We start from the raw sequence: 21,546 nt of genomic DNA on the forward strand, positions 1-21,546 counted from the left end.
ATAAACTTCATGGCCATTCCCGTAAAACACTGATTATTATAACCCAAGCCCTGCTAAATGTCAAGCGGGCGGTTCTTTCCGAATTGGCGCGTGAGATTGCACTGCCGATTGTCTTCAAACATCGACTTCGCCGTGTTTGGCGTTTCTTAGCAAAGACGACATTTGACTATCAGATTCCATGTCAGGGATTGATTGTCTGGACTCTAACCGCGCTCAAAGACCGGCAATATTTAGAGATTATTCTCGACTGGACACAGATCAGGAAAGATCATATCCTTGCATTCAGTATCCCTTATCATAAACGTTCGATTCCCTTATTTTGGATAGTTGCTCCGGCGGATGACTTCTCCCCTCACAAAATAGAGCGTGCGTGTGTTCATTACTTTCTGGCTGCTGTGCCCTTTCAATTACGTGCTAAGCTTGTGTTTGTTGCTGATCGAGGTTTTGGTAATGTTGAATTCTTTAGATTTTTACAGCAACAGGGGGTGAAGTTTGTGATTCGGGTCGCCGGTAAGGTATGGATAAGAACTAAAGGTTATCAGGGGTGTGTCAACCAGATACCACTGAGGGCCAAAAAGATAAGGTGGTTATCTCGGGTATTATATCGTAAGACCCGCGGCATCACCTTAAATCTGTTGCTGAAATATCAGCAAGATGATTCATGGTATCTTGCTTCTAATATTAATTGCGCCGACGCGGTATTAGCAATATATCGTCGCCGGATGACAATTGAAGAAGGTTTCCGGGATCTCAAAGATGGTTTGTTTTTTAAACGCCTCCGGCTATCCCGTGCGGACAAAGTGGGCAAATTACTACTGGCTGGGGTTTTAGCTTATCTATTTGCCTTAATTATTGGCAGTCAAGCAGAACGCTATCCTGAGTTACTCCAGTTAATATCCGTATTACCAAAAAAGAAAAAAGCACAGAAATTATTGAGCATATTTAACACAGGGATAATAATCATAAGAAAATGGCCCTCAATCAAATTCCCGCTAGATTTAGTCCCGGAGACATTATGAAAAAAGTGGAGAGGAGTCAGAGTTCTTTCCTCTTGACACTTAAGTACTTTTGGATATAATAAACTGTTATTAGAATTTATTGTCTAATATATAGAAACATTTCCCCTCCCGGTCGCGACCTGCGGGTCGCGGCCGGAAGGGGTTTGGAGGGTGAAATTTAAAAACTCCCGTGATTGCGGGAGTTTTTTGGTTTATGCCCGACTGAATCAAAGGTCTGTCAGGCCATATTTTTATGCAGATTTCTCTTTATCCGGCACCCAGTTTTTTTACCTTTCTGGTTCTCTTTTTTATGGCGTTTCGGGTGTCGATAATAAGGCGGGAATTCTTGACGATGAAGTCATAATCATAGACAGAGTGGTCAGTGAGAATCACCACGGCGTCATATTTTTTAAGTTCTTTTTTCGTCAATTTCACCGAATGTATCTTCTTGTTTTCGATAAGCACCACAGGAACATAAGGGTCGTTGTACCTGACAAGTCTGACCTTTGGTTTGATAATCTGATAAACTTTGATCGCCGGTGAATCCCGGAGGTCGGAAATGTCTTTCTTAAACGCCATACCAAGAAGAAGAACTTTCGCTTTATTCGGACATACACCGGCATGGCTCAAAGATTCTATTGTTTTGTTCACGGTGAAATAAGGCATCTCTTCATTGACGCGTGCGGATAATTCGATGAAGACCGTATGGAAATCATATTCCCGGGCTTTCCATGATAGATAATAAGGATCAATGGGAATACAGTGTCCACCCACACCCGGTCCGGGATAAAAGGGCATAAAACCGAACGGTTTGGTCTTCGCCGCCTCGATTACTTCCCAGATATTGATGTCACCCATGCGTTCACACAACTGGGCGAATTCATTGACCAGGGCGATGTTGACGTTGCGGAACGTGTTCTCCAGGAGTTTTGTCATTTCAGCGACCTTTGGTGAGGATACCGGATGGACGTTCTTCACAAACTGTTTATAGAATAGAGTCGCCAACATCGTACATTTTTTAGTCACGCCACCGATTACAGTGGGCGTGTTTACAACGCCGAAACGTTTGTTTCCCGGGTCGATGCGTTCAGGACAGAAAGCAAGGTAGAAATCACGGCCCACCTTTAATCCTGATTCGCTGAGAATCGGCAGAATCACCTTTTCGGTCGTCTCGGGATAGGTGGTGCTCTTGAGAATGATGAGCTGTCCTTTTCTCAGATGCTTTTTGATTTCCTTTGTGCTTTTGATTACAGGCCCCAGATCAGGTTCTTTGTTGATGTTGACCGGGGTCGGAACACAGATCAGAATCACATCACAGTCTTTTAACCGTCGACTGTCACTGGTCGCCTGGATCTTTTTTGTTTTAACCAGCGGCTTCAATACCGAGGAAGGGACATCACTTATTACTGATATTCCTTTATTTATCTGTTTCACCCGTTTTCTGTCGATATCAATACCGATTACTTTTAAACCTTTGTTGGCTATTTCCACAGCCAGAGGCAGTCCGACATAACCGAGACCGATCACTCCGGTCTTTATCTTTCTTTTAACTATCAAATCTTTCAACATATTCTTCTCCTTGATAATTTCACCGTTCTATTATACATTTTTTTTCTACTTAATCAAGGGCGAGTTTAAAATCATTGTATTCCGGCCCGTTTATAATTTTATCTTGACTTATTGGGAATTATTTATATACTATAGTAAAAGGAGGTAAGATGCCAGAAATTGATAAGGACATTGAGGAAGGAAAGATTTGGGCGTTTATCGGCTACTGGGGCATTCTTTTTCTTGTTCCACTGCTTGGTAAAAAGGATAATAAATTTGCGGTTTTCCACGGAAAACAGGGAATGGTTTTGTGCATCGGCGCCATTGCGGTTCTTATCGTCTTCACTATTTTGAGTCTCATTCCTTATGTCGGAATCTTGTTTATGATTATCGAATGGTTGGTGCTTCTTGCCATCGGTGTTTTAGGTATCATCGGTATGATAAAATCTCTCACCGGTGACTACTGGAAGATGCCGATCTTCGGAGATATCGCCGAAAAGATAAATATTTAGTAAAGGAAAGAGCGAACCATCGGGCCGATGCGCTGATTGATAGTAAGCTGAGGCATTAAAGATATTTATTTAAAATGGCTGGCGGTCTGTTACGCCAGCATTTTAAATTTTATTTTACGATCTTTGTGCCGGCTTCTCCGGTGATCGCCTGTTTCGCCCTGTCCAGCGAGGTGATGATTACTTCTCTGCCTCCGTTTTCCAGAAAATTTATCGCTGCTTCGATCTTGGGCTGCATGCTGCCCGGTGCAAAATGGCCTTCAGCCAGATATTTTTTCACCTCTGCAATGGAGATGTAGGATAGTTTTTTCTGGGAAGGTTTGTTGTAATTCAAGTATACATATTCAACATTGGTTAAAATCACGAGTGTTTGTGCCTTGATGTCCCGGGCGAGGACCGCTGATGCACGGTCTTTATCGATTACCGCATCAATACCTTCGTATGTGCCGTCGATTTCCACATAGACGGGGATGCCGCCGCCGCCTGCTGCAATAACGATTACACCCTGGTCGACAAGCTGCCGGATGATTCTTCTATTCACGATTCTTATGGGCTTTGGTGAAGGGACGACCCGACGATAACCACGGCCTGAATCCTCTTTTATTATCCAGTTGAAATTTATCGCCAGATTTTCAGCCTGTTTTCTGGTATAGAACGGACCGATGAATTTTGTAGGGGCTTTTATGGAGGGGTCATCGTGGTCGACAATGACCTGAGTGACGATTGTTACAACGTCACGTTTTATGTTAAGGAGATGGAGTCTGTTCTGCAGGCACTGTTCGATCATATAGCCCATTCCGCCTTCGGTGTCGGCGACGATGACGCCGAGAGGCAGACCCGGAATATCCTGTGCGGTTCTTTCCACACGTAAAAGGGCGTTGCCGACCTGGGGACCGTTGCCGTGCGTGATTGCAAGGTTATAACCTTCTTCAATGAGTTCCACGATGCCGGCGAGGCTCTTACGCGTGTTGGCGAATTGCTCGTGGATGTCTTCTTTACCTGTTGCGGCAATCGCGTTACCGCCTAAAGCAATGACCGCCTTTTTCATCTTTTATTATAAATATAAGGGTAAAAATGTCAAGTCGTGGTTTAAACTCTATGTTTGTAATATTCCAGGGAAACTTTTCCTCTATCGATTACGCCGTAGGAAAAGTGGTCGATCCAGTCACCGGTGTTCACGTAATATTTATTATGAGGAAATTTTTTAAAGACGGGGATATGGGAATGGCCGAGGAAGACGATATCACAATTTTGCAGTTGCGTCCGGGCGTAGTTTTCAAGCAAGCGGGCGGCATTCGGACTGCGGCGCTGCTTCCGTGAGAGATACGCGATGCCCTGGGCAAGGAAGACCCCGATGTCAGGATGCAGAAGAGTGTACAGTTTATGATTGATTCTGGAATTCAGGATATGTTCCCAGAGAACCGTCCATATCCTGCGGTCGAGCCGATGGCCATGGCAGAGAAAGACCTTTTTGCCATCAATATCGAGAAGCGCCGAATTTTTATGGATTATAAAACCGAAATTTTTGAAGAAATTACCGATCGTCACTTCATGATTTCCCAGTATGTAGTGGACCGGCTTTTTATTTTGGATCAAATTATATAATGAGGCGAGTGTTTTGAAGTAATGTTTCGGAAATACGATGTTGTATTCAAACCAGAATTCAAACATATCACCGAGAATAAAGAGACTGGAAATCTTTGATTCGAATTCACGCAAAAACGCAAGGAGCATCTTCGCCCGATAGCTGTTGTCGGTTCTGATGTGGGCGTCGCTGATAAAGATATGCATCAGAAATTATACAAATTTGTAAAAGATAGTCAATAAACAGATTGACAATCAACTTAATTGAATATATAATGATAATAATTAAACCCTTTAGATATGACAGATACTCTAAAGAGTTGAGAGAGAGGTTATTATGACGATTATCTGTTTGATATTTTTCAGCCAGTATTTCGGTCAAAATAAAATACAATATGAAGATTATCATTTCAAGGTTTTAAGTACCGAGCACTTCAATATCTATTTTCATGAAGGCGGTGAAGACCTTGCTGATTTCGCCGAAGAGATTCTTGAGGACGGCTATGAAATGCTGGGCGAAGATCTCGGTATTGATGTGGACTTTACAATACCCGTAATCATATATAACTCACCCAATGATTTCGCCCAGACAAATGTTACACTCCAGTTGATTGAGGAATCAGTGGGTGGATTTACTGAAATCATGAAGAACCGAATGGTCGTTCCTTTCAACGGTGACTATGAAGAATTCAGACACGTCCTTGTCCATGAGCTCACCCATGTTTTCCAGTTTGTTATTTTCTTCCCCTCCAAGATGGAGGCGTTGTTCGCCGGCGATATCTTTTATTCAATTCCTTTGTGGGTGATGGAAGGGCATGCGGAGTTTGAATCTTTGAACTGGGACCTGGCGACGGATATCTTTATGCGCGACCTTGTGATGTACAATAATATCGTTCCCCTTTCATCCCTGGCGAACTACGGAGGTTTTATTGTTTACAAAGAAGGGCAGGCGTTCTATAAATATGTGGAGGAGACATACGGCAGACAGAAGGTGGGTGAGTTTTTGCATCTTCTTAAAGCAAAGAAGAGCCTTGAGGCGGCATTTATTACATTATTCGGTGTGACGATCGACGACTTCAACACCAGGTTCATCCGTTACTACCAGATGAAATATTGGCCCAAGATTGAACTGCAGGATAACTTTGACAGATTCGCACGGGTCATCTATGACCATAAAAAGACACGGTCGGTCTATAACACCTCCACAGCACTCTCTTCCCGGGGTGACAAGGTCGCCTTTATCAGTGACCAATCGGGTGTTGCGGAAGTCATTATAATATCAAGTATCGACGGCAAGGTCATCAAGAAGCTGGTGAAGTCTCAGTACTCTTCAGGGTATGAAGGCCTTCATCTGTATCAGGGAGGGCTTGCCTGGTCTCCTGATGACAGGTATATAACATTTGCGGCGCGCTCAAAGGGTGAGGATGTGCTCTATATAATGGACGCCCAGAGTGGAAGAGTGTATAAAAGAATCGAACTCCATCTGGACGGAGTCTATTCACCGAAATTCTCACCCGACGGTACCAAAATTATCTTTTCCGGACTTAAAGACGGTTATTCTGATATTTATCTTCTTGATATCGCTTCTGAATATGTCGAGAAGATAACGGATGATATATATGCCGATCGTTATCCTGTTTTCAGCCCTGACGGAGCAATCGCATTCGTGTCAGACCGGCCTGACAGCACTGAAGACTACCGTTATGGAAACTACGGGATTTTCTTGATCTCCGATGATTTCACCGGCCGTTTGACCCCGCGCTGTACCTATATGGCGTCACCGTTCTTTAATCCCGACGGCGGCATATTCTTTGTTGCCGGGTATGATACTGCATTCAATCTTTATTGGTGTTCCTGCGACAGTTCCCAGCAAGTGAAGAGGACCGACATCCTTACCGGCATCTATTATCCTTCGATCTCTGCCAGGGGAGACAAGATTGCTTTTTCCTCTTTTAAAGATTATGGTTATGATATCTGTGTGGTGAAGAATCCTCTGGAAAAGATGGAAGACGGGGAATTGAAAGAGGTTGAGCTAAAACAACTGGTTTATGAAGAGACTGAACTGGAGAAGAGTCGGGTTAAGAAATATCGACCCAGGTTCACGTTTGACTACTTCATCGCCAGTGCTTCCTACTATTCAGTGCTGGGATTCTCAGGGCTCGGCCAGGTCGGCATAAGTGATATTCTGGGTAACCACCATATCCAGATTGCAGCGGATTTTTACGGGAATTTAATAAGCTCTGATATATTCCTCAATTACTGGTATCTTGCCAAAAGGCCTGATTTCGGAGTAACCGTATTCCAATACCTCGATTATTTCCGTGAAGGCAACGATCTTTTAATCTGGCGTCATCTCGGCGGCGGCGCTCTTGTTCAATACCCATTCGACCGTTTCTTCAGGGTTGAAATAGGAGGATATGCCTACAAGGTTTATGAAACAAGATGGTATGATTTTTTCCCGGTTTATTATTCCGATGCTTATCGCGAAGACGATTACAACTTTGTTTATCCTAATCTTGCTTTTGTCTTTGATAATACCCGATGGGGGAATATCGGCCCGATTAACGGTCGGAGAGTCAGGCTGGAGGGTTATGCTACGGTTTTCAGCGATTTTGAATTGAGGAGCGCCATCCTGGATTACCGTCGATATTTCCGTCTGTCTCCACGGGCGAGCTTTGCCGCAAGGTTGGTGGCGGCGGGAAGTTTCGGACCGGACCTGGACCGCTGGTCGATCGGCGGCGCCTATACGTTGCGTGGTTTTGATGATTATGCCTTCAGCGGTTCAAAATTGGGTTTTTTGAATTTTGAATATCGGTTCCCTTTTATCGACCGATTGAAGATTTCTTTTCCCCTGCCTCTTGAATTCAGGAATATAAGGGGTGTGCTCTTCACCGATTTCGGAGGTGTTTATACGGATTCTTTCCAGGTTTACAGTACAGACGGCGGGTTTCATCTTCAGGATTTGAAGATGGGGGTCGGCGGCGGTTTGAGATTTACTTTTCTTTATATCATCTTCAGACTTGATTGGGCGCGGGCGACGAACATTCAGGAATGGATCGATGAAGACGGCGAGCGTTCCGAGTGGAAGTTTTATTTGACTCTCGGACCTGAGTGGTGAAGATTTTTTCTCGATACAGAGAATAAGAGATAACACCCGGAAATATTTCCATTATGAAGAAAATTCTGTTTTTATTATTATTGATCTGTTTCTGCCGTAGAGAGGAGAAGACCGTTGTCACCTTCTGGCATGTTATGGGCGGACCGCTGGGCAGGACGCTCAATGAGATGATTGATGATTTCAATAAAGCACATCCAGAAGGTGAGGTCAAATCCGTACACATGGGTTCTTATGACGCCCTTGCCCAGAAGCTTATGGGAGCAGTGGCGTCGAACTCGCCGCCGGTTATCGCCCAGATGTATGAATCCTGGACAGATCAGTTCTTTAAAGCCGGCGTCTTATATCCACTGGAAGAATTCATAAAGGACGACGAAGAATTCAACCTGAAGGATTTCTATCCTGTCTTTATCGAAGATAATATTTATGATTCAGTGCTGGTGACACTGCCTTTTAACAAGAGTATCCCGGTATTTTACTACAACAGCGACCTTCTGCATTCACATGATTTCGACAGCTTTCCAGAGGACTGGAGTCGATTTCGCAAACTCTGTGAGGCAATAAGAGAAGAAGATATCTGGCCCACCTCCTGGCCGATTGATGTATGGTATTTTTCCACGATGCTCTATCAGGAAGGGGGGTCTTTATATGATGTAAAGACGAGAACACCGCTGTTCAATTCACCGGAAGGTAGAAGGGTGCTCGAATATATGGTTGAGCTGGTAAAAGACAGTCTCCTTTATCTAAACCCGGGATTTCAACGCCAGACAGAATTTCTTTCAGGTAATGTCGCTGTGATTCCGGCGTCGGTTGTATCCTGGGTGTTTATGAAGGACCAGGTACCTTTTACCATGGGGGTGGCGCCTTTTCCGCGGGGCAAGAAAGATGCTACGGTCATCGCCGGTACGAATATCGGAATGTTCAAAAAAACCACAGCGGCGCAGAAAAAACTTGCGTGGGAGTTCATAAAGTGGTTTTTAACACCGGAAAATCAGATGCGCTGGACCGGGGCGAGTTATTATCTTCCGACCCGTCAGAGTGTCACCCGGCTTGAATCCTGTAAGAAATTTCTTGATGAAAATCCTGGATATGGTAAGATCCTCGAGCAGCTGTACTTTGCCGGGACCGAACCACGGGTGAAAGAATGGTTCACGGGTCGTATCTATCTCAATGAGGCACTTGAAGAAGCCCTCCGCCTGGAGAGAACTCCGCAGCAGGCACTGGATTTCGCCGCCCGTAGATTCCTTGTTGAATTGAAGTAGTATGACTTTCTTGATTTTGCCGGGAATTTTGTTATAATAAAAAATATGATTGTCCTCTTTCTGCTGAGTCAGGTCTGGTCTTCTTATCTCGATTCGACCCTGTCTTTCATCGGCCTGACAAAAGATGATCTCGGGTTCAGAAAAGATTATACGATACGCGATTCTTACCGCTTTGCAGTCGTTGATGAACTGTTGAGCAATCCGTTGAATTCGATAGATTTTATCGGTGAACTGGAAGAGCGTTTCTGGCAATCTTCTGAACCCGAAGTGCTCAAAGAGTTCGTCGAATTATACGGGCTGAATCTGAAGAGCAAGAGGAGTCCATTTTTAAAGACATTGAAAGAATGCAGCCGTTTGCTTGATGAAACATTCCGTGAAACGCCGAAAGCACTGCCAGATGTTTTTCGGGAGCTGACGCTTTTTTCACCTGACCTGACAGAATCAATTGAAGAAGATAAAGAGAATGAGAAGCGGAATGATTCACTGGTCAACTTTCTGAAAATGAACGGTGAAAAGATCGATTACAAAAAACTCTTCACGGCCGCGTGCAAATTGCTTCTGAGTATCCCCTTATATGAATCGTGGCTTTCAGAGATTGAAGACAACCCAGTACGTCTGGAAGGTGTGGAGGGTTCTATTGTATATTACAAAAGATATGAGTTCGGCGAGCTTGTGGTCGGTGATACTGTGGATAACGTATACAAAAAGAATTTTGCGGTCATCATCGACCTGGGCGGAAACGATGTCTATCACCTGGATGGAGGGCACAGCGGAAGAATGAATCTTATTATTGATAAATCCGGTGACGATCTTTATGAAGGCGGTGATTATTCAATAGGCTGCGGCCATTTCGGGATCGGTGTGCTGATTGATGAACAGGGGGACGACTGTTATCGGGCGGATAATTTTTCACTCGGCTGTGGGCTTTTTGGTGTCGGGATTCTGCTGGACAGAAAAGGAGACGACCGCTATAACGGTGATACATTCACCCAGGGGGCAGGTGGTTTCGGCATCGGTATCCTGAAGGATGAGGACGGCAATGACACTTATCAAGGCGCCCTTTATGCCCAGGGGTTCGCCTCGACATACGGTATCGGTGTTATCGGTGATATGGCGGGTAATGACAGATACCTCATTTCAGAAAAGTATATCGATGAAATAAGATACCTTGATCATTACCTTTCTCTTTCTCAGGGATTTTCGATCGGCTTTAGACCCGATCTTTCAGCGGGAATCGGAGCCATCTTTGATAAAGCCGGCAATGATTCTTATATCGGTGATATCTTTGCCCAGGGGTCAAGCTACTGGTACGGCATCGGTGCGATTGTCGACGACGCCGGTAATGACAGTTATCTTGCATATCAATACGCCCAGGGCGCCGGTACACACATAACCATCGGTTTATTGGTGGATAAAAAAGGGAATGATAATTATCTGGCAAAGGGTGTATCCCAGGGATGCGGTCATGATCTTTCCCTGGGATTGTTGTACGATATTGAGGGAGACGATTCTTATCTTGCCTTTGACCTCAGTCAGGGAGCAGGAAATGCCAATGGAATAGGGCTCTTGATTGATGAACTCGGTGACGACACCTATTCTGTGAAACGGAACCGCAATACCCAGGGATACGGGAATTTCCGTCGGGAATACGGCAGCATCGGGGTTTTAATGGATATCAAAGGCAGGGATTCTTATACTGAAGGCGGTGAGAACAGCTCTTTGTGGAAGAGGGGCAGGTATGGAATCAGGATTGATTGGGAATGACGGAGTCGTGAGGTGTTGATGAAGAGTGTTATTTTCCTTCTGTTCCTGGTAAATCAGGGTATTGATTTTGAAGACCTCTACAACAAGGCGACGACACTGCTTGTTCAGTTCGAGGCGGAAAAAGACTCGGCTTTCAATAAACTCGTGGAACTGGGACAGGATTCTTTATACGGCGATACCACGATCGATTTTCTGGTGAGTAAATTCGACACCAAATCCGCAATAGAACGGCACAGGTTGAAAGACATCTTCAAGAAAATCGGAACAAGGGGAATAAAAGGAATCGTCAAAAAGATTGACTATCGAGGGTCAGATGAAGAAGACCGGGCACTTAAACAATCACTATGGGTACTGGGAGAGATCGGCAGTGAGGAGATTGTGGAACCTGTAGCGCGTTTTATAAAGGACAAAGAATGGAAGATAAGATCAGGTGCTTTCACCGCCCTTGGTAAGGCCGAATCAAGAAAAGCGGTTCCTTATATCAAAGAAGGTCTTAATGATTCGATCGCCGTGGTACGGAAATCAGCGTACTATGCCTTGAGCCGTGTGGCAGAGGAAGACGATATACCGTACCTGCTCAGGGGACTGGATGATGAATTTTATGGTGTGCGTTATGCTGCGGTGGCAGGGCTTGTAAAGATCGGTGAACCGGCACTGGAACCGTTGCTTGGTTCAATAGGAGATAATTCACTGAAGGACTTTTTTGTCTTTAAAACGCTGTCGGAAATCGATGGCGGAAAGACAAAACTGGACAGTTATGTAAAAAAAGGTGGTCCGGAAATCAGACTTATAATATATGAAGTATGTGATGATAAAGATAAACTTCTGTTATTTCTGGAGAACGAGAAGCAAGAAATCCTTAAGAATTTCCTTCACAAAAGAATTTCTGAGCTGTAAAATACCACCGGCTGAATTTTAAACATCCCCACTAATCCCATTCTCTCTTTCTTCCAGCACCGCTTCCTTCCATGCACGAAGTGCATCCCTTCCAGCGTAGCTCTCTTCCAGCACCGCTCCCTTTCCCCGTTTCTCCCTTTTCCAACGCTCTCAACGCTCTAAACGCTTTGTCTTCTGTCATTCTGAGGAGCAACGCGACGAAGAATCTCTCTCTCTTCCAGCACCGCTTCCTTCCATGCACGAAGTGCATCCCTTCCAGCGTAGCTCCCTTCCAGCACCGCTCTCCGTTTCCCCCTTTCTCCGTTTCCCCCTTTCTCCATTTCCCCCTTTCCCTTCCGCCCATTCCCCTTGACTTTTCTCCGGACCTGATTAGAATTAACCATGTTAATTGAATATATTGAAGCGGCATTAAAAAAAGCACATTATGAAATAATTAATGACAGAGAGCGTTATTATGGTGAGATCCCCGGATTCAAGGGATTATGGGCTACAGGTAAGACCCTGGAACAATGTCGTAAGAATCTGAGGGAGGTTTTAGAAGGGTGGATTCTGTTGAGTATTCAGAAAAGACTCCCTCTGCCAAAACTTGGTAAACTTGTGGTAAAGCCTTTAGAATGTGTCAAAACTCGTTAATTTAAAATTTAAGAGGCAGCATTGTCGAAATTAACGCCAGTTTCACGGACGGTTTTAATAAAACGATTGCGTAAATTCGGGTTTAAAGGCCCATATCAGGGTGGTAAACACCAATTTATGATTAAAAAAGATATCAGATTGACCTTACCCAATCCCCATCGTAAAGAAATAGGGATTGATTTATTAAATCGGATACTGAAACAGGCCGGGATTCCAAAAAACAAATGGACAAATTTCCAATAACTCCTTTTCTGTCATTCCTTCGTTCCACTCAGGACGACGTCTGAGTCCGCCGCTTTTTTGTCATTCCTTCGATACTCTCAGGACAACGTCTGAGTCCGCCTCTTTTCTGTCATTCTGAGCGAAGCGAAGAATCTTTATCAGTCATTAGTCATTGAGATTCTTCAGTCGTCTGCCTGGGGCAGACTCCTTCAGAATGACAAAAGAGCGGGCGGAGGGATGTTAAAAAAGGGGAGAGGAGTCAGCGCATTTAGACCTTGACACGATTGTAAATTCGGGTAGAATTAGTTTACCAGAGGATATGCGGACAAAGGTACCGAAAAAAGCAGCCTGGGAATATTGTGTTTATCTTGCAGATGATGAATATGGAATTTATAAAAAGGATGGGACAAAAGTGTCAAAACCTTTTGGAATGGCGGTAAGTCGTACCTTTGGTGATAGTGGGGTAGTACAGATAAAAATTTCAAAACAATTATTGAACAATATTGGCGCGGTACGTTATACGATTGCAACATTTGATCCATCACAGCCTTTAAATACGGATAGTTTATTCCAGGGGGGGTCTAGTGCGGCGGATGTGTTTCCTGGAACACCGGCGACTTTTGGCGGTGAGATTAATGGTTATGGAGAAGTGACGTTGTCGGGTAGTACTTTAACTACAGATTACACGATATATTATGTTTATGGTTTTGGTATAAATCCGGTAGCTGAATTTTCGCCAGACGGAAGTATCTTAGCGCATTATATTTACAGTGGTGGTTTACATATTGCCAGGGTTGCAGGTGCCGATACTTTATATTATCATTGTGATGGGTTGGGCAGCGTGCGTGTAATGACGAATGAAAGTGGAACCATTCAGTGGCAGGCGTGGTATTGGCCATTTGGGGAGATGACCAAATCAGGATTTGCTGATAACACACATGGGTTCACCGGAAAGGAATGGGATTCTGAGATGGGATTAAACTACTTCTGTCAGCGGTATTATGATCCCGAGGTGGGGAGGTTTATGCGGCTGGATCCGGAGGACTCACCAGCGTCATCACCCTATACCTATTGTATGAACAATCCCTTGATGTGCGTGGATCCTGAGGGTACAAAATTCAGTTATCTTGAAGAGGAACAACAGAGGTGGGCGATGGAAGATTGGTCGAACTGGAAAAGTAGTGGTGGCGGTGGTTACACCGGCTCAACCCCTGGTTTTGGCAGCTGGCCCGGGTCAATGGAAAGCTGGATGCGGGCACATCCAGCGTTTTATGCCGAAGTTTTGCTCAATGAATTCATCAGTATGATGCGCTTCTTTTTTGCGAAAAATGATTATTTCAGAACAACCACGATTGCCGGCAATGAACAGATTACCACTGAATACTTCTTCAACCCGATAACGATGGGGATAGGAAAAATTACGACGACTGAAGTTTTATCATGGGAACTTGCTGCTGCATTGAAATTAAATGCTGGGATCAGTGATTTTCGACTTCATTTAATAGGTGATGTCAATGATGCAATAGTATGGGCACTAACCAAAACAATTGATTTTATGGCAGAACAAGGAGAGATTACAGGTGATTTCAAAAGTTGGTCAGAGGCTTATTTATATTATACTACCTCTGAGAAAGAGTATATCTATTGGCATTTAGAACCAGGAAGTAAAGAGTGGTTGGAAATAATTCAACCTCCGAATTGCCCTTTCTATCGCTTAAGCTGGGCAGTCTACTTATTATGGAATTGGCATCGAATAAAGAAATGAATCTTCTGTGGTTACATGAAGATAAATAATGAATTCAATACTTTAATCTATGAATGGAAGAGCATATGATAACGGGATGATTTTTTATTCATTGTTCGCTGTTTTGTTGATTTTAGATGTAATTCTCATATCTGAAATGGCAATGGAAATAAAAATAGTAGGAATTCAAAGTACATTTAAATATTTATATTTTATACTTTTAGGTTTAGCGTGTGCGATAGGTGTTAAGTTTAATCACGAATTAGAACTTTATCAAAATTCACTAAATGATTTACATAAAAAGCAAAAAATTATAGATAACAAGAAAAAAAATAGGTTTGTTAAATTTTCACTATTTTTGGTGATAATTGTGATAGTGACTATTGTATTAAAGGTGATACAGTTTATGTTTTCCTCTTCAAGTTCGGATATATTTTTGTTTAATTATTTAGGAAAATTTTATTTTTGGATGCACGAAATTGGGGGACTTATGTTACCTTATGCTTTGTTAATTTCGGTGTTATGGATAGGAATTTATAGAAGAGAGCGGCGGATTCAGACGACTATTGATATTTTATTAAAAGTTAAGAGAAACTGTCGTTAAGTTTCTATTCTACATTTTTTCCGAATGGAAATAGGTTTTCCTTCCTCTGTAGGGATTAAAATAGGAATACACAGTGCACATCATAAGTTTGAGGATCTTGGTTTACGCAGTCATATCCAGATAATACTCTGGGAAAAGGGTGTTTCCTCTTCTCACTGGATAAGACGTTTCCCTATTCCCTGGTGGTAATTATATGAAGGTAATAATAGATTCCGTGGAAAAGTTAAATTGTGTTGCTCGTTATATTCATGACGCTATGTTTGAGATAGATAAAGTTATATTTAAAGAACAAAATAAATTTTTTGGTTTAGAGGTAATACGTGTATTATATGAAGAAGCCGTAGTGCGTAAAAAAACATTTCTTTACAAAATTATGTCGGCGCCGAAACTTAGATCTTCACTTAGCTTCAAATGTGTTAATAAGATGAAGTTAAATTCTACCGAACCAACTGACTTTATAAATAAAATCAAATACGATTCAAGGAATCAACAGATTAAATTTAGTTGCGTTAAAGGAACGAAAATTTGTTTGGATGTAGAAAGAATGGAAGGAAAATTTGATGATATTGAAAAAATTTCTGAGGGACGGCATAAATTTACCGTCCTTTTTTGGGGTCTGGAAATTGAAAATTGGTGAATTAGAAATAACTGCGATTAAAACTACCGGTGTCTTATGATCAAATCGCTACATTCTAAAAGAATCACATTTTCCTTTACGTATTCCAATTTTTTGGTAACGATATGGTTAAAATCTTAATCAAGTCAGAAAGCGATTTAGAACGCGCAGCAGATTATTATCATGATGCCGCATTCTATCTTAACAGTATTAAATTTGACAAAAAGAAAGAAGAATTTTCATTAAAATTGGAAAGAGTTAGATGGGAAGAAACAACTGTAAAAATGAATCTTCTGTTTTTGAAATTATGCACAGCACCACGCAACGCATCAGCCATAACTTTTAATAAAGTTACAAATATGCAATTAAGCCGCACTGAAGAATTTTTTTATAATTCAGAGCCAGCCGATTTTATTGATGTTATCATATATCATCCAGATAAAAAAGAGATCGATTTTAAATGCATCTTTAAGACGGTTGTCAAATTAACAGTTAAAGAACTTAATGGTGTATTTATGGATTTAAATGAAAATCTCGGAAAGGCACATTTTATTTATCTCTTTGGAATTGAAATAGGTCGTCATTAATCAATAAGGGGTATGAAGTCGGATTTCTATATTCGCCGTCTATGTCTCATTCTTTTATCATAACAAAAACAAATAGTCAAAGAATTGGGTGTTTTACAGATTTTTATTATTTAAAACATATTCAAGGAGGTAATTATGGCAAAATTCAAAAACATAAATATTAGCCGAGCTGGTTCGCTTGGGGTTCTTATTGCGCTGATTGTGTTCTTAACAGCAAAAAGGAGTTATATAACTGCTGTTACTTTGTTAGCGGCATTTGCTGTTTCCGTATTTGATTTATTAAATCAGAAAGTGAATGAACTTAAGAATGAGTTAACAAAGATGCAAAAGCAGTTGGATTCGAAGGATAAGGAAAATGAGTAACCTGGGTTCAAATTACCACATTCTCTATACTTGCAAAACCATTTAATTTTATTATAATTATCCGGAGTAAAAATGGGGAAAGAGCAGCAACGGAGAGATTTTTGTGCGGGTTATTATGATCCCGAGGTGGGGAGGTTTATGCGGCTGGATACCTGGACACAACTCCCTGATGATGAAAGATTATTCAGCTATGAAAAGTATTCCTTTAATGCAGGCAAATAAAAAGGAGTCGGTTCAAAAAAACAAGTATTTTCCAGGTTTTATACAAGCTGTAGGATTAATTATTTTAGTTTATTTATTACCGAGTATTTTATTGGTTACTACGAAATATTTAGTTAATATTTCCCTTTATAACAACTTTATCTTTCGGACGATTGTAACTATAGTTTCATTTTCGGTTGTCCTTTTTTTCTTTCGGCGGCATATTGGTATGCAAATCAATTGGTCAATCATCTTCAGACATATAAAAACATCAAGTTTCATTTTGATAGTAACTTCAATTATAGGAATAATAATACTTTCCGCAGGAATAAATTATATTATTCAATATTTGTTTAACAAATTAGGTTATATCCATAACCCCTATGATTACTTAATGTCTAAATCATTTATTTTTTTCTATATCACAATTGTAATAATCTTTCCTGTTTTAGAAGAATTATTTTTTAGCGGTTTAATTTTACCTGGCTTTATTCGTCGGTATTCAACAAGCAAAGCATTAATATTGATATCTATACTTTTTTGTTTTAGCCACAAAAATCTCTACCAGTTGCCCGGAGCGTTCCTTTTAAGGTTATTTATTTCCTGGCTGTTTATTAAAAGTAACTCATTGGTACCGTGCATTTCGGCCCATGTGTTAAGTAATTTGTTGACCGTAATTGCTCTTCGCTTCGTTTTCGTTTTTCCTGATTACTTATTACTACCAGATTATGTTTCTGGCTGGATGATAGTAGGTGTTGGTTGCGGATGTGTCGCTATTGGTACCTGGTTTTTGAGTCATAAAAAGATAATAATGAGAGAATACCCTATGGACGGATCTGCAAAAGTTAATATAATGAAATTATGAAGACTTATAAAGAGAAATTAGATCGAATTGTTAATATAATTCTAATCATTGCCAGTATTGTTCTCGCCGTCTTAATGGTGTTAGTTGTATTTTTTATTTACTTAACTTCCAGTAATGTTGATATAGAGGAAATCATACTTCTTATAGTTGGTAAACTATTAGGGGTATCATCACTGTGTCTGATATTTATCTGCTTGTATAAGTGGTTAAATGATATCACAAGCAAATTGGAAATTAAGTGGCCATCGATATTAAACTATTCATTTAGTCATTATGTCAAAGTGAATAAAAATCTCTTTTTTTCTTTGCCTTTTATTCTGTTAGCTGGAGGATTTCTAATGGAAATTGATATTATGTGGGGGATTGTTATAGTAATTTTTGTTGTTCTCTTTTTTATAATTATAATACTCTCATTAGTGGCAGTAATATATCAGCGATTCATACGAAAGAAAGGTTCATAAATTTATAGGATCATTTAGAGGTCAGTTTTCTATATTCTACTTCTTCTGCTCTCAGAATCTATTTTCCCCTTGCAAAACCTTTTAATTTTATTATAATTATCCGGAGTAAGAATGGGGAAGGAGCAGGAGTTCACCGGAAAGGAATGGGATTCTGAGATGGGCTTAAACTACTTCTGCCAGCGGTATTATGATCCCGAGGTGGAGAGGTTTATGCGGCTGGATCCGGAGGACTCACCAGCGTCATCACCCTATACCTATTGTATGAACAATCCCTTGATGTGTGTGGATCCCGAGGGTACGACGTCGATGGTAAAACAGTGGGTTGAATGGCAAATGGCTGATGATGCAGAGTTCTGGGGTTCGATGAAGAATTATTATACTGGCTGGGAAGATCCGAATAAGGTATTCTATGCGAACTCTTCTTTAATGGATCCTGATTTCTGGGCACCAGGTTGGGATTGGAGTTGTTCTAATTATTTAATCAGACAGGCAATGTTTCTCTTAAGTTCAGGCATCTTCGAATGGGATGTGCTTACCTGGGAAGGATGGGAACATATCAATATTGGAGAATGGTTGAAAGTTCAGGGTGTAAATATAGAAGATCAATACCTAATAGGCAAATTAGGTCTGACGGGACCAGCAGTTGGAGCAAGTACGATGTTTGTTAACTTACTTTCTATTACAGAGTTCTATAAGGGAAGCATATATGACGTGGCAGCAGTTATACTGCATGAAGCGACACATATGCTTCAACGAAGCTATGGTTTTGAAGCCTATAGTAGAGAACTATTAGATCGAATGGAGAGACAAGCTTATAGTGTTGAAGGTTTCTATTTCTATGACATGATGAGTTCTAAAATGAAAGAAAGTTGGTTTATGGGTGCAAAAAAGTATGGATTAATTCCTTAACAACATAACAAGAACAATGTTGGTTAAAACAATCATGAAAGCTGACATTTTTAGTGCTTTAGAGAGGGGAAAAAGGTATTTCATATCAAAAATTTGTTTTATTATAATTTTATTGATCATCAACAGTTTATTTTGCGTCCGCTTTAGCAGACAACCCGATGGTGTTTTACGGATTTTTTTAAAAGAAGATTCTTTATATTCTATAAAATCAGAATATTTTGAAGCTGTTTATGTAGATTCTGTTGATTTTATCATGAATTCTTTCTATGACAGTATCTATAATATAAATTTAAAAAAAGGGGAGAAGATTCTTTTTATTTTTCAATTTAAGCATCCACGCGCAATTTTACCTGCAACAGGACAGATTGATAATTGTTTTCTCATCATAATGGATTCAATTGTTTTTGATACTGTGAGGCGTTTTGATTCGAGTTCAATAAAGGGGTTGTTTTGTAGCTACTTGATATCAACAGGTAGTGTTTCTAAAGTTAGCTCACATATAATTGGTCAGCTTGTCTTTCATGAAGAACGTGCTGACACGGTTTCTGGTGAAATAGATTTTGAAATTATAGATTATTATTTATGTCCGGAACGATTACCTTATAGTATGGTAAATAAAAAATATGCTAATGGTAAAATAATCTTTAAAGCTGTGAAGCGAAGAAAAGAAATGGTTAGTCAATATTTTGATTATATAAAAATTCCCAAGGAAGTTGCCGCCGATTTTTAAAGAGAGTCAATACCGGCCACTGATTGTAGCCTCTGTAAAAATTAATGGTTATGGAAAGCCGGTTCTGTATAAAAATGGGATTTTCCCCTTGCAAAACCATTTAGTTTTATTATAATTATCCGGAGTTAAAGATGGAGTGGTACAATGAGGCGATGCTATGGTGGACAAAAAAAAGCGTAAACTTTTAGGCGCGGTAATCTGCCTAATCGTTGTTTTTCTCATATTGTTTTTTCTCTTTGATGAAGGTATTTTTCTATTTCTTATATTTTTAACTCTCTGGATATTCTTTATTGCGGTAACAATAAAACCTCTAAATAGAGTTTACTACTGGTTGATTTTCGGTAAAGAGCCGACAGAAAAACAGCTAAAGATATTTATCATTAGTGGCTTTGTGATTACAGTTGTTGGATTCCTGCTTTTATTAGTTTGCATTCGTTATCCGACTACACCTCTGGGTTATTTCCTGAGAACAGTAATATTTGGTTTTCTGCTTATAGGAATATATGCAATTTATAAAAGGAAGAAAAAAAAATGAACAATATCATAGTAATGAAATATCGTCTTACTTCTACATTCTATATACTTGCAATTCCTTTCAGTTTTGCTATAATTATCCGGAGTAAGAATGGGGCTTTACAATGAGGGCCATTATGAAAGATAAAAAACATCTTAAACTTTTAGGCGTTTTAATCTGTTTAATTCTGGTTTTTCTTATATTGCTTTTTGTTACTAAAAAAAGTATTTTTCTGGCTCTTATATTTACTACTGTCTTTATATTTTCTGTTACCATAACAATAAAACCTTTTAATAAAGTTTACTACTGGTTGATTTTTGGTAAAGAGCCGACCGAAAAACAGCTGAAGATATTTATCATTAGCAATTTTGTAATTATCCCTCTCGGTTTCTTATTCTTTCTCTTTTGTATTATATACTCAGCTACCCCTCTAAGATATTTTTTGAGAACAATAATATTTGTCTTTCCGATCATAGGATTATATATGATTTATAAACGGATGAAACAGGAGTAAATAGATCAGATGATCAAACACCTTATTCTTATTGCGGGGATAATATTACTTTTCTCTTTCTGTATTTATCTTATAACTGGTAATACAATTTGTTTAGCTTTTGGGATAGGTATATCTATCCTCTTAATATTTCTTGTTATTACTATACCCATCAATGTGTTTTTCTATAGGTTGAGAACTGGTAAAAAAATAAGCGAGACAAGGATGGGTTACTATATGATACTTCAGCTCGTAGCTTTAATAGTAGTAATGGCCTTTTCCCTTATTAATATTAACCATCCCACCACTCCCTTAGGCTTTTTACTGAGAGCAGCAATAGTTGGTCTTCCGTTTCTGGGAATATATCTAATTTATAAATACCGTAAAAAAAACAAGTAGATCATATGGGTAAACGCCTTATTCTTGTTCCTGTGATAATATTACTTTTCTTTCTCTGTATTTATATTATAACCGGCAAGACAGTTTATTTAAATATAATAGGTCTAACTTCCTTTTTGACGTTCGTTGGTTTCATTCTACCTATTACTGTATTTTTTGATAGAATAATAACTGGTAAAGAAATAACAGAAGAAAAAATGGAATATTATGTACTTATCGAATCGGTTGGATTATTATTGTTTGGGATATTTATTTCTTTTAATGTCAGATACTATCCCACCACTCCTTCAGGTTATTTCCTGAGAACAGTAATATTTGGTTTTCTGCTTATAGGAATATATGTAATTTATAAACGCCGTAGAAAAGGATAAATGGATTCATGAAATCGACTTATCGTTTATTGTATTAGTAATATCAGGCGCTATGCATCGGAGGGGTTAAGGGGCGGAGGGGAAAGGGGGAAACGTTAGAAGCGTTTGGAGCGTTTAGAGCGTTTGGAGCGTTGGGAGCGTTAGGAGAAACGGGGAG

At 40.3% G+C, this 21,546-nt stretch carries 21 protein-coding genes; 17 read left to right on the plus strand and 4 right to left on the minus strand.

Going from position 1 to position 21,546, the window contains the following annotated elements; genetic code table 11:
• On the plus strand, positions 1-1,019 hold a 1,019-nt coding region (locus tag ENI34_02825; protein HEC78058.1), incomplete at its 5' end, for an IS4 family transposase.
• Between the two features lie 246 nt (positions 1,020-1,265).
• On the opposite strand, the gene ENI34_02830 is transcribed toward ENI34_02825, so the two are convergent.
• On the minus strand, positions 1,266-2,567 hold the full coding sequence (locus ENI34_02830) for a nucleotide sugar dehydrogenase (protein ID HEC78059.1): 1,302 nt from the start codon (positions 2,565-2,567) through the stop codon (positions 1,266-1,268).
• A 149-nt stretch (positions 2,568-2,716) separates the two neighbouring features.
• On the opposite strand from ENI34_02830, the gene ENI34_02835 reads away from it, so the two are divergent.
• The gene (locus ENI34_02835; protein ID HEC78060.1) at positions 2,717-3,058 is read left to right on the plus strand and encodes a hypothetical protein; all 342 of its coding nucleotides are present in this window, start codon (positions 2,717-2,719) and stop codon (positions 3,056-3,058) included.
• A 109-nt stretch (positions 3,059-3,167) separates the two neighbouring features.
• Here the strand turns inward: ENI34_02835 and arcC are convergent, their stop codons facing one another.
• Together arcC and ENI34_02845 are read right to left on the minus strand one after the other, a co-directional pair.
• Complete coding sequence (arcC, locus tag ENI34_02840; GenBank protein ID HEC78061.1) at positions 3,168-4,103, minus strand: carbamate kinase; 936 nt, start codon at positions 4,101-4,103, stop codon at positions 3,168-3,170.
• A gap of 41 nt (positions 4,104-4,144) precedes the next feature.
• Complete coding sequence (locus ENI34_02845; GenBank protein HEC78062.1) at positions 4,145-4,846, minus strand: UDP-2,3-diacylglucosamine diphosphatase; 702 nt, start codon at positions 4,844-4,846, stop codon at positions 4,145-4,147.
• Between the two features lie 130 nt (positions 4,847-4,976).
• Here ENI34_02845 and ENI34_02850 point away from each other — a divergent pair, with 130 nt between their 5' ends.
• Genes ENI34_02850 through ENI34_02865 form a run of 4 tightly spaced genes read left to right on the plus strand, consistent with a single transcriptional unit; the run spans position 4,977 to position 11,677 of the window.
• Positions 4,977-7,757: a hypothetical protein gene (locus ENI34_02850; GenBank protein HEC78063.1), complete on the plus strand. Its 2,781-nt coding sequence runs from the start codon at positions 4,977-4,979 to the stop codon at positions 7,755-7,757.
• Between the two features lie 53 nt (positions 7,758-7,810).
• A complete protein-coding gene (locus tag ENI34_02855; GenBank protein ID HEC78064.1) occupies positions 7,811-9,016 on the plus strand; it encodes an ABC transporter substrate-binding protein in 1,206 nt (401 codons plus the stop codon).
• 45 nt (positions 9,017-9,061) lie between these two features.
• Positions 9,062-10,780, plus strand: coding sequence for a hypothetical protein (locus ENI34_02860; GenBank protein ID HEC78065.1), 1,719 nt, complete (start codon positions 9,062-9,064; stop codon positions 10,778-10,780).
• An 18-nt stretch (positions 10,781-10,798) separates the two neighbouring features.
• Entirely contained in the window at positions 10,799-11,677 is an 879-nt protein-coding gene (locus ENI34_02865) for a HEAT repeat domain-containing protein (GenBank protein ID HEC78066.1), read from the plus strand.
• Positions 11,678-11,708: 31 nt separating this feature from the next.
• Here the strand turns inward: ENI34_02865 and ENI34_02870 are convergent, their stop codons facing one another.
• The gene (locus tag ENI34_02870; GenBank protein HEC78067.1) at positions 11,709-12,020 is read right to left on the minus strand and encodes a hypothetical protein; all 312 of its coding nucleotides are present in this window, start codon (positions 12,018-12,020) and stop codon (positions 11,709-11,711) included.
• 38 nt (positions 12,021-12,058) lie between these two features.
• On the opposite strand from ENI34_02870, the gene ENI34_02875 reads away from it, so the two are divergent.
• The 11 genes from ENI34_02875 to ENI34_02925 all read left to right on the plus strand — a co-directional run bounded on the left by ENI34_02875 (position 12,059) and on the right by ENI34_02925 (position 20,147).
• Positions 12,059-12,310 (plus strand): type II toxin-antitoxin system HicB family antitoxin, encoded by a 252-nt coding sequence (locus tag ENI34_02875; protein HEC78068.1) that lies wholly within the window; start codon positions 12,059-12,061, stop codon positions 12,308-12,310.
• Positions 12,311-12,331: 21 nt separating this feature from the next.
• Positions 12,332-12,553: a type II toxin-antitoxin system HicA family toxin gene (locus ENI34_02880; protein ID HEC78069.1), complete on the plus strand. Its 222-nt coding sequence runs from the start codon at positions 12,332-12,334 to the stop codon at positions 12,551-12,553.
• A 298-nt stretch (positions 12,554-12,851) separates the two neighbouring features.
• Positions 12,852-14,297 carry a hypothetical protein gene (locus tag ENI34_02885; protein HEC78070.1) on the plus strand — a complete coding sequence of 482 codons (1,446 nt, stop codon included), beginning with the start codon at positions 12,852-12,854 and terminating at the stop codon, positions 14,295-14,297.
• A gap of 142 nt (positions 14,298-14,439) precedes the next feature.
• Entirely contained in the window at positions 14,440-14,880 is a 441-nt protein-coding gene (locus ENI34_02890) for a hypothetical protein (GenBank protein ID HEC78071.1), read from the plus strand.
• A gap of 193 nt (positions 14,881-15,073) precedes the next feature.
• Positions 15,074-15,517 (plus strand): DUF2948 family protein, encoded by a 444-nt coding sequence (locus ENI34_02895; protein HEC78072.1) that lies wholly within the window; start codon positions 15,074-15,076, stop codon positions 15,515-15,517.
• Positions 15,518-15,621: 104 nt separating this feature from the next.
• Entirely contained in the window at positions 15,622-16,083 is a 462-nt protein-coding gene (locus tag ENI34_02900; GenBank protein ID HEC78073.1) for a DUF2948 family protein, read from the plus strand.
• 135 nt (positions 16,084-16,218) lie between these two features.
• A complete protein-coding gene (locus tag ENI34_02905; GenBank protein ID HEC78074.1) occupies positions 16,219-16,446 on the plus strand; it encodes a hypothetical protein in 228 nt (75 codons plus the stop codon).
• A 103-nt stretch (positions 16,447-16,549) separates the two neighbouring features.
• Positions 16,550-17,512 (plus strand): CPBP family intramembrane metalloprotease, encoded by a 963-nt coding sequence (locus ENI34_02910; protein ID HEC78075.1) that lies wholly within the window; start codon positions 16,550-16,552, stop codon positions 17,510-17,512.
• A gap of 572 nt (positions 17,513-18,084) precedes the next feature.
• Positions 18,085-18,882 carry an RHS repeat-associated core domain-containing protein gene (locus ENI34_02915; GenBank protein ID HEC78076.1) on the plus strand — a complete coding sequence of 266 codons (798 nt, stop codon included), beginning with the start codon at positions 18,085-18,087 and terminating at the stop codon, positions 18,880-18,882.
• Between the two features lie 16 nt (positions 18,883-18,898).
• Entirely contained in the window at positions 18,899-19,612 is a 714-nt protein-coding gene (locus ENI34_02920; GenBank protein HEC78077.1) for a hypothetical protein, read from the plus strand.
• Between the two features lie 157 nt (positions 19,613-19,769).
• Positions 19,770-20,147 carry a hypothetical protein gene (locus tag ENI34_02925; protein ID HEC78078.1) on the plus strand — a complete coding sequence of 126 codons (378 nt, stop codon included), beginning with the start codon at positions 19,770-19,772 and terminating at the stop codon, positions 20,145-20,147.
• Positions 20,148-21,546: the final 1,399 nt, after the last annotated feature.

Source organism: candidate division WOR-3 bacterium, assembly GCA_011052815.1.
GTDB lineage: Bacteria > Hydrothermota > Tepidihabitantia > SM23-42 > SM23-42 > DRIG01.

Bases quoted from the DNA above. Each gene is read 5' to 3' on its own strand.
- ENI34_02830 (HEC78059.1), bottom strand. From the start codon at position 2,567: ATGTTGAAAGATTTGATAGTTAAAAGAAAGATAAAGACCGGAGTGATC.
- ENI34_02835 (HEC78060.1), top strand. From the start codon at position 2,717: ATGCCAGAAATTGATAAGGACATTGAGGAAGGAAAGATTTGGGCGTTT.
- arcC (HEC78061.1), bottom strand. From the start codon at position 4,103: ATGAAAAAGGCGGTCATTGCTTTAGGCGGTAACGCGATTGCCGCAACA.
- ENI34_02845 (HEC78062.1), bottom strand. From the start codon at position 4,846: ATGCATATCTTTATCAGCGACGCCCACATCAGAACCGACAACAGCTAT.
- ENI34_02850 (HEC78063.1), top strand. From the start codon at position 4,977: ATGACGATTATCTGTTTGATATTTTTCAGCCAGTATTTCGGTCAAAAT.
- ENI34_02855 (HEC78064.1), top strand. From the start codon at position 7,811: ATGAAGAAAATTCTGTTTTTATTATTATTGATCTGTTTCTGCCGTAGA.
- ENI34_02860 (HEC78065.1), top strand. From the start codon at position 9,062: ATGATTGTCCTCTTTCTGCTGAGTCAGGTCTGGTCTTCTTATCTCGAT.
- ENI34_02865 (HEC78066.1), top strand. From the start codon at position 10,799: ATGAAGAGTGTTATTTTCCTTCTGTTCCTGGTAAATCAGGGTATTGAT.
- ENI34_02870 (HEC78067.1), bottom strand. From the start codon at position 12,020: ATGGGCGGAAGGGAAAGGGGGAAATGGAGAAAGGGGGAAACGGAGAAA.
- ENI34_02875 (HEC78068.1), top strand. From the start codon at position 12,059: ATGTTAATTGAATATATTGAAGCGGCATTAAAAAAAGCACATTATGAA.
- ENI34_02885 (HEC78070.1), top strand. From the start codon at position 12,852: ATGCGGACAAAGGTACCGAAAAAAGCAGCCTGGGAATATTGTGTTTAT.
- ENI34_02890 (HEC78071.1), top strand. From the start codon at position 14,440: ATGGAAATAAAAATAGTAGGAATTCAAAGTACATTTAAATATTTATAT.
- ENI34_02895 (HEC78072.1), top strand. From the start codon at position 15,074: ATGAAGGTAATAATAGATTCCGTGGAAAAGTTAAATTGTGTTGCTCGT.
- ENI34_02900 (HEC78073.1), top strand. From the start codon at position 15,622: ATGGTTAAAATCTTAATCAAGTCAGAAAGCGATTTAGAACGCGCAGCA.
- ENI34_02905 (HEC78074.1), top strand. From the start codon at position 16,219: ATGGCAAAATTCAAAAACATAAATATTAGCCGAGCTGGTTCGCTTGGG.
- ENI34_02915 (HEC78076.1), top strand. From the start codon at position 18,085: ATGGGGAAGGAGCAGGAGTTCACCGGAAAGGAATGGGATTCTGAGATG.
- ENI34_02920 (HEC78077.1), top strand. From the start codon at position 18,899: ATGTTGGTTAAAACAATCATGAAAGCTGACATTTTTAGTGCTTTAGAG.
- ENI34_02925 (HEC78078.1), top strand. From the start codon at position 19,770: ATGGTGGACAAAAAAAAGCGTAAACTTTTAGGCGCGGTAATCTGCCTA.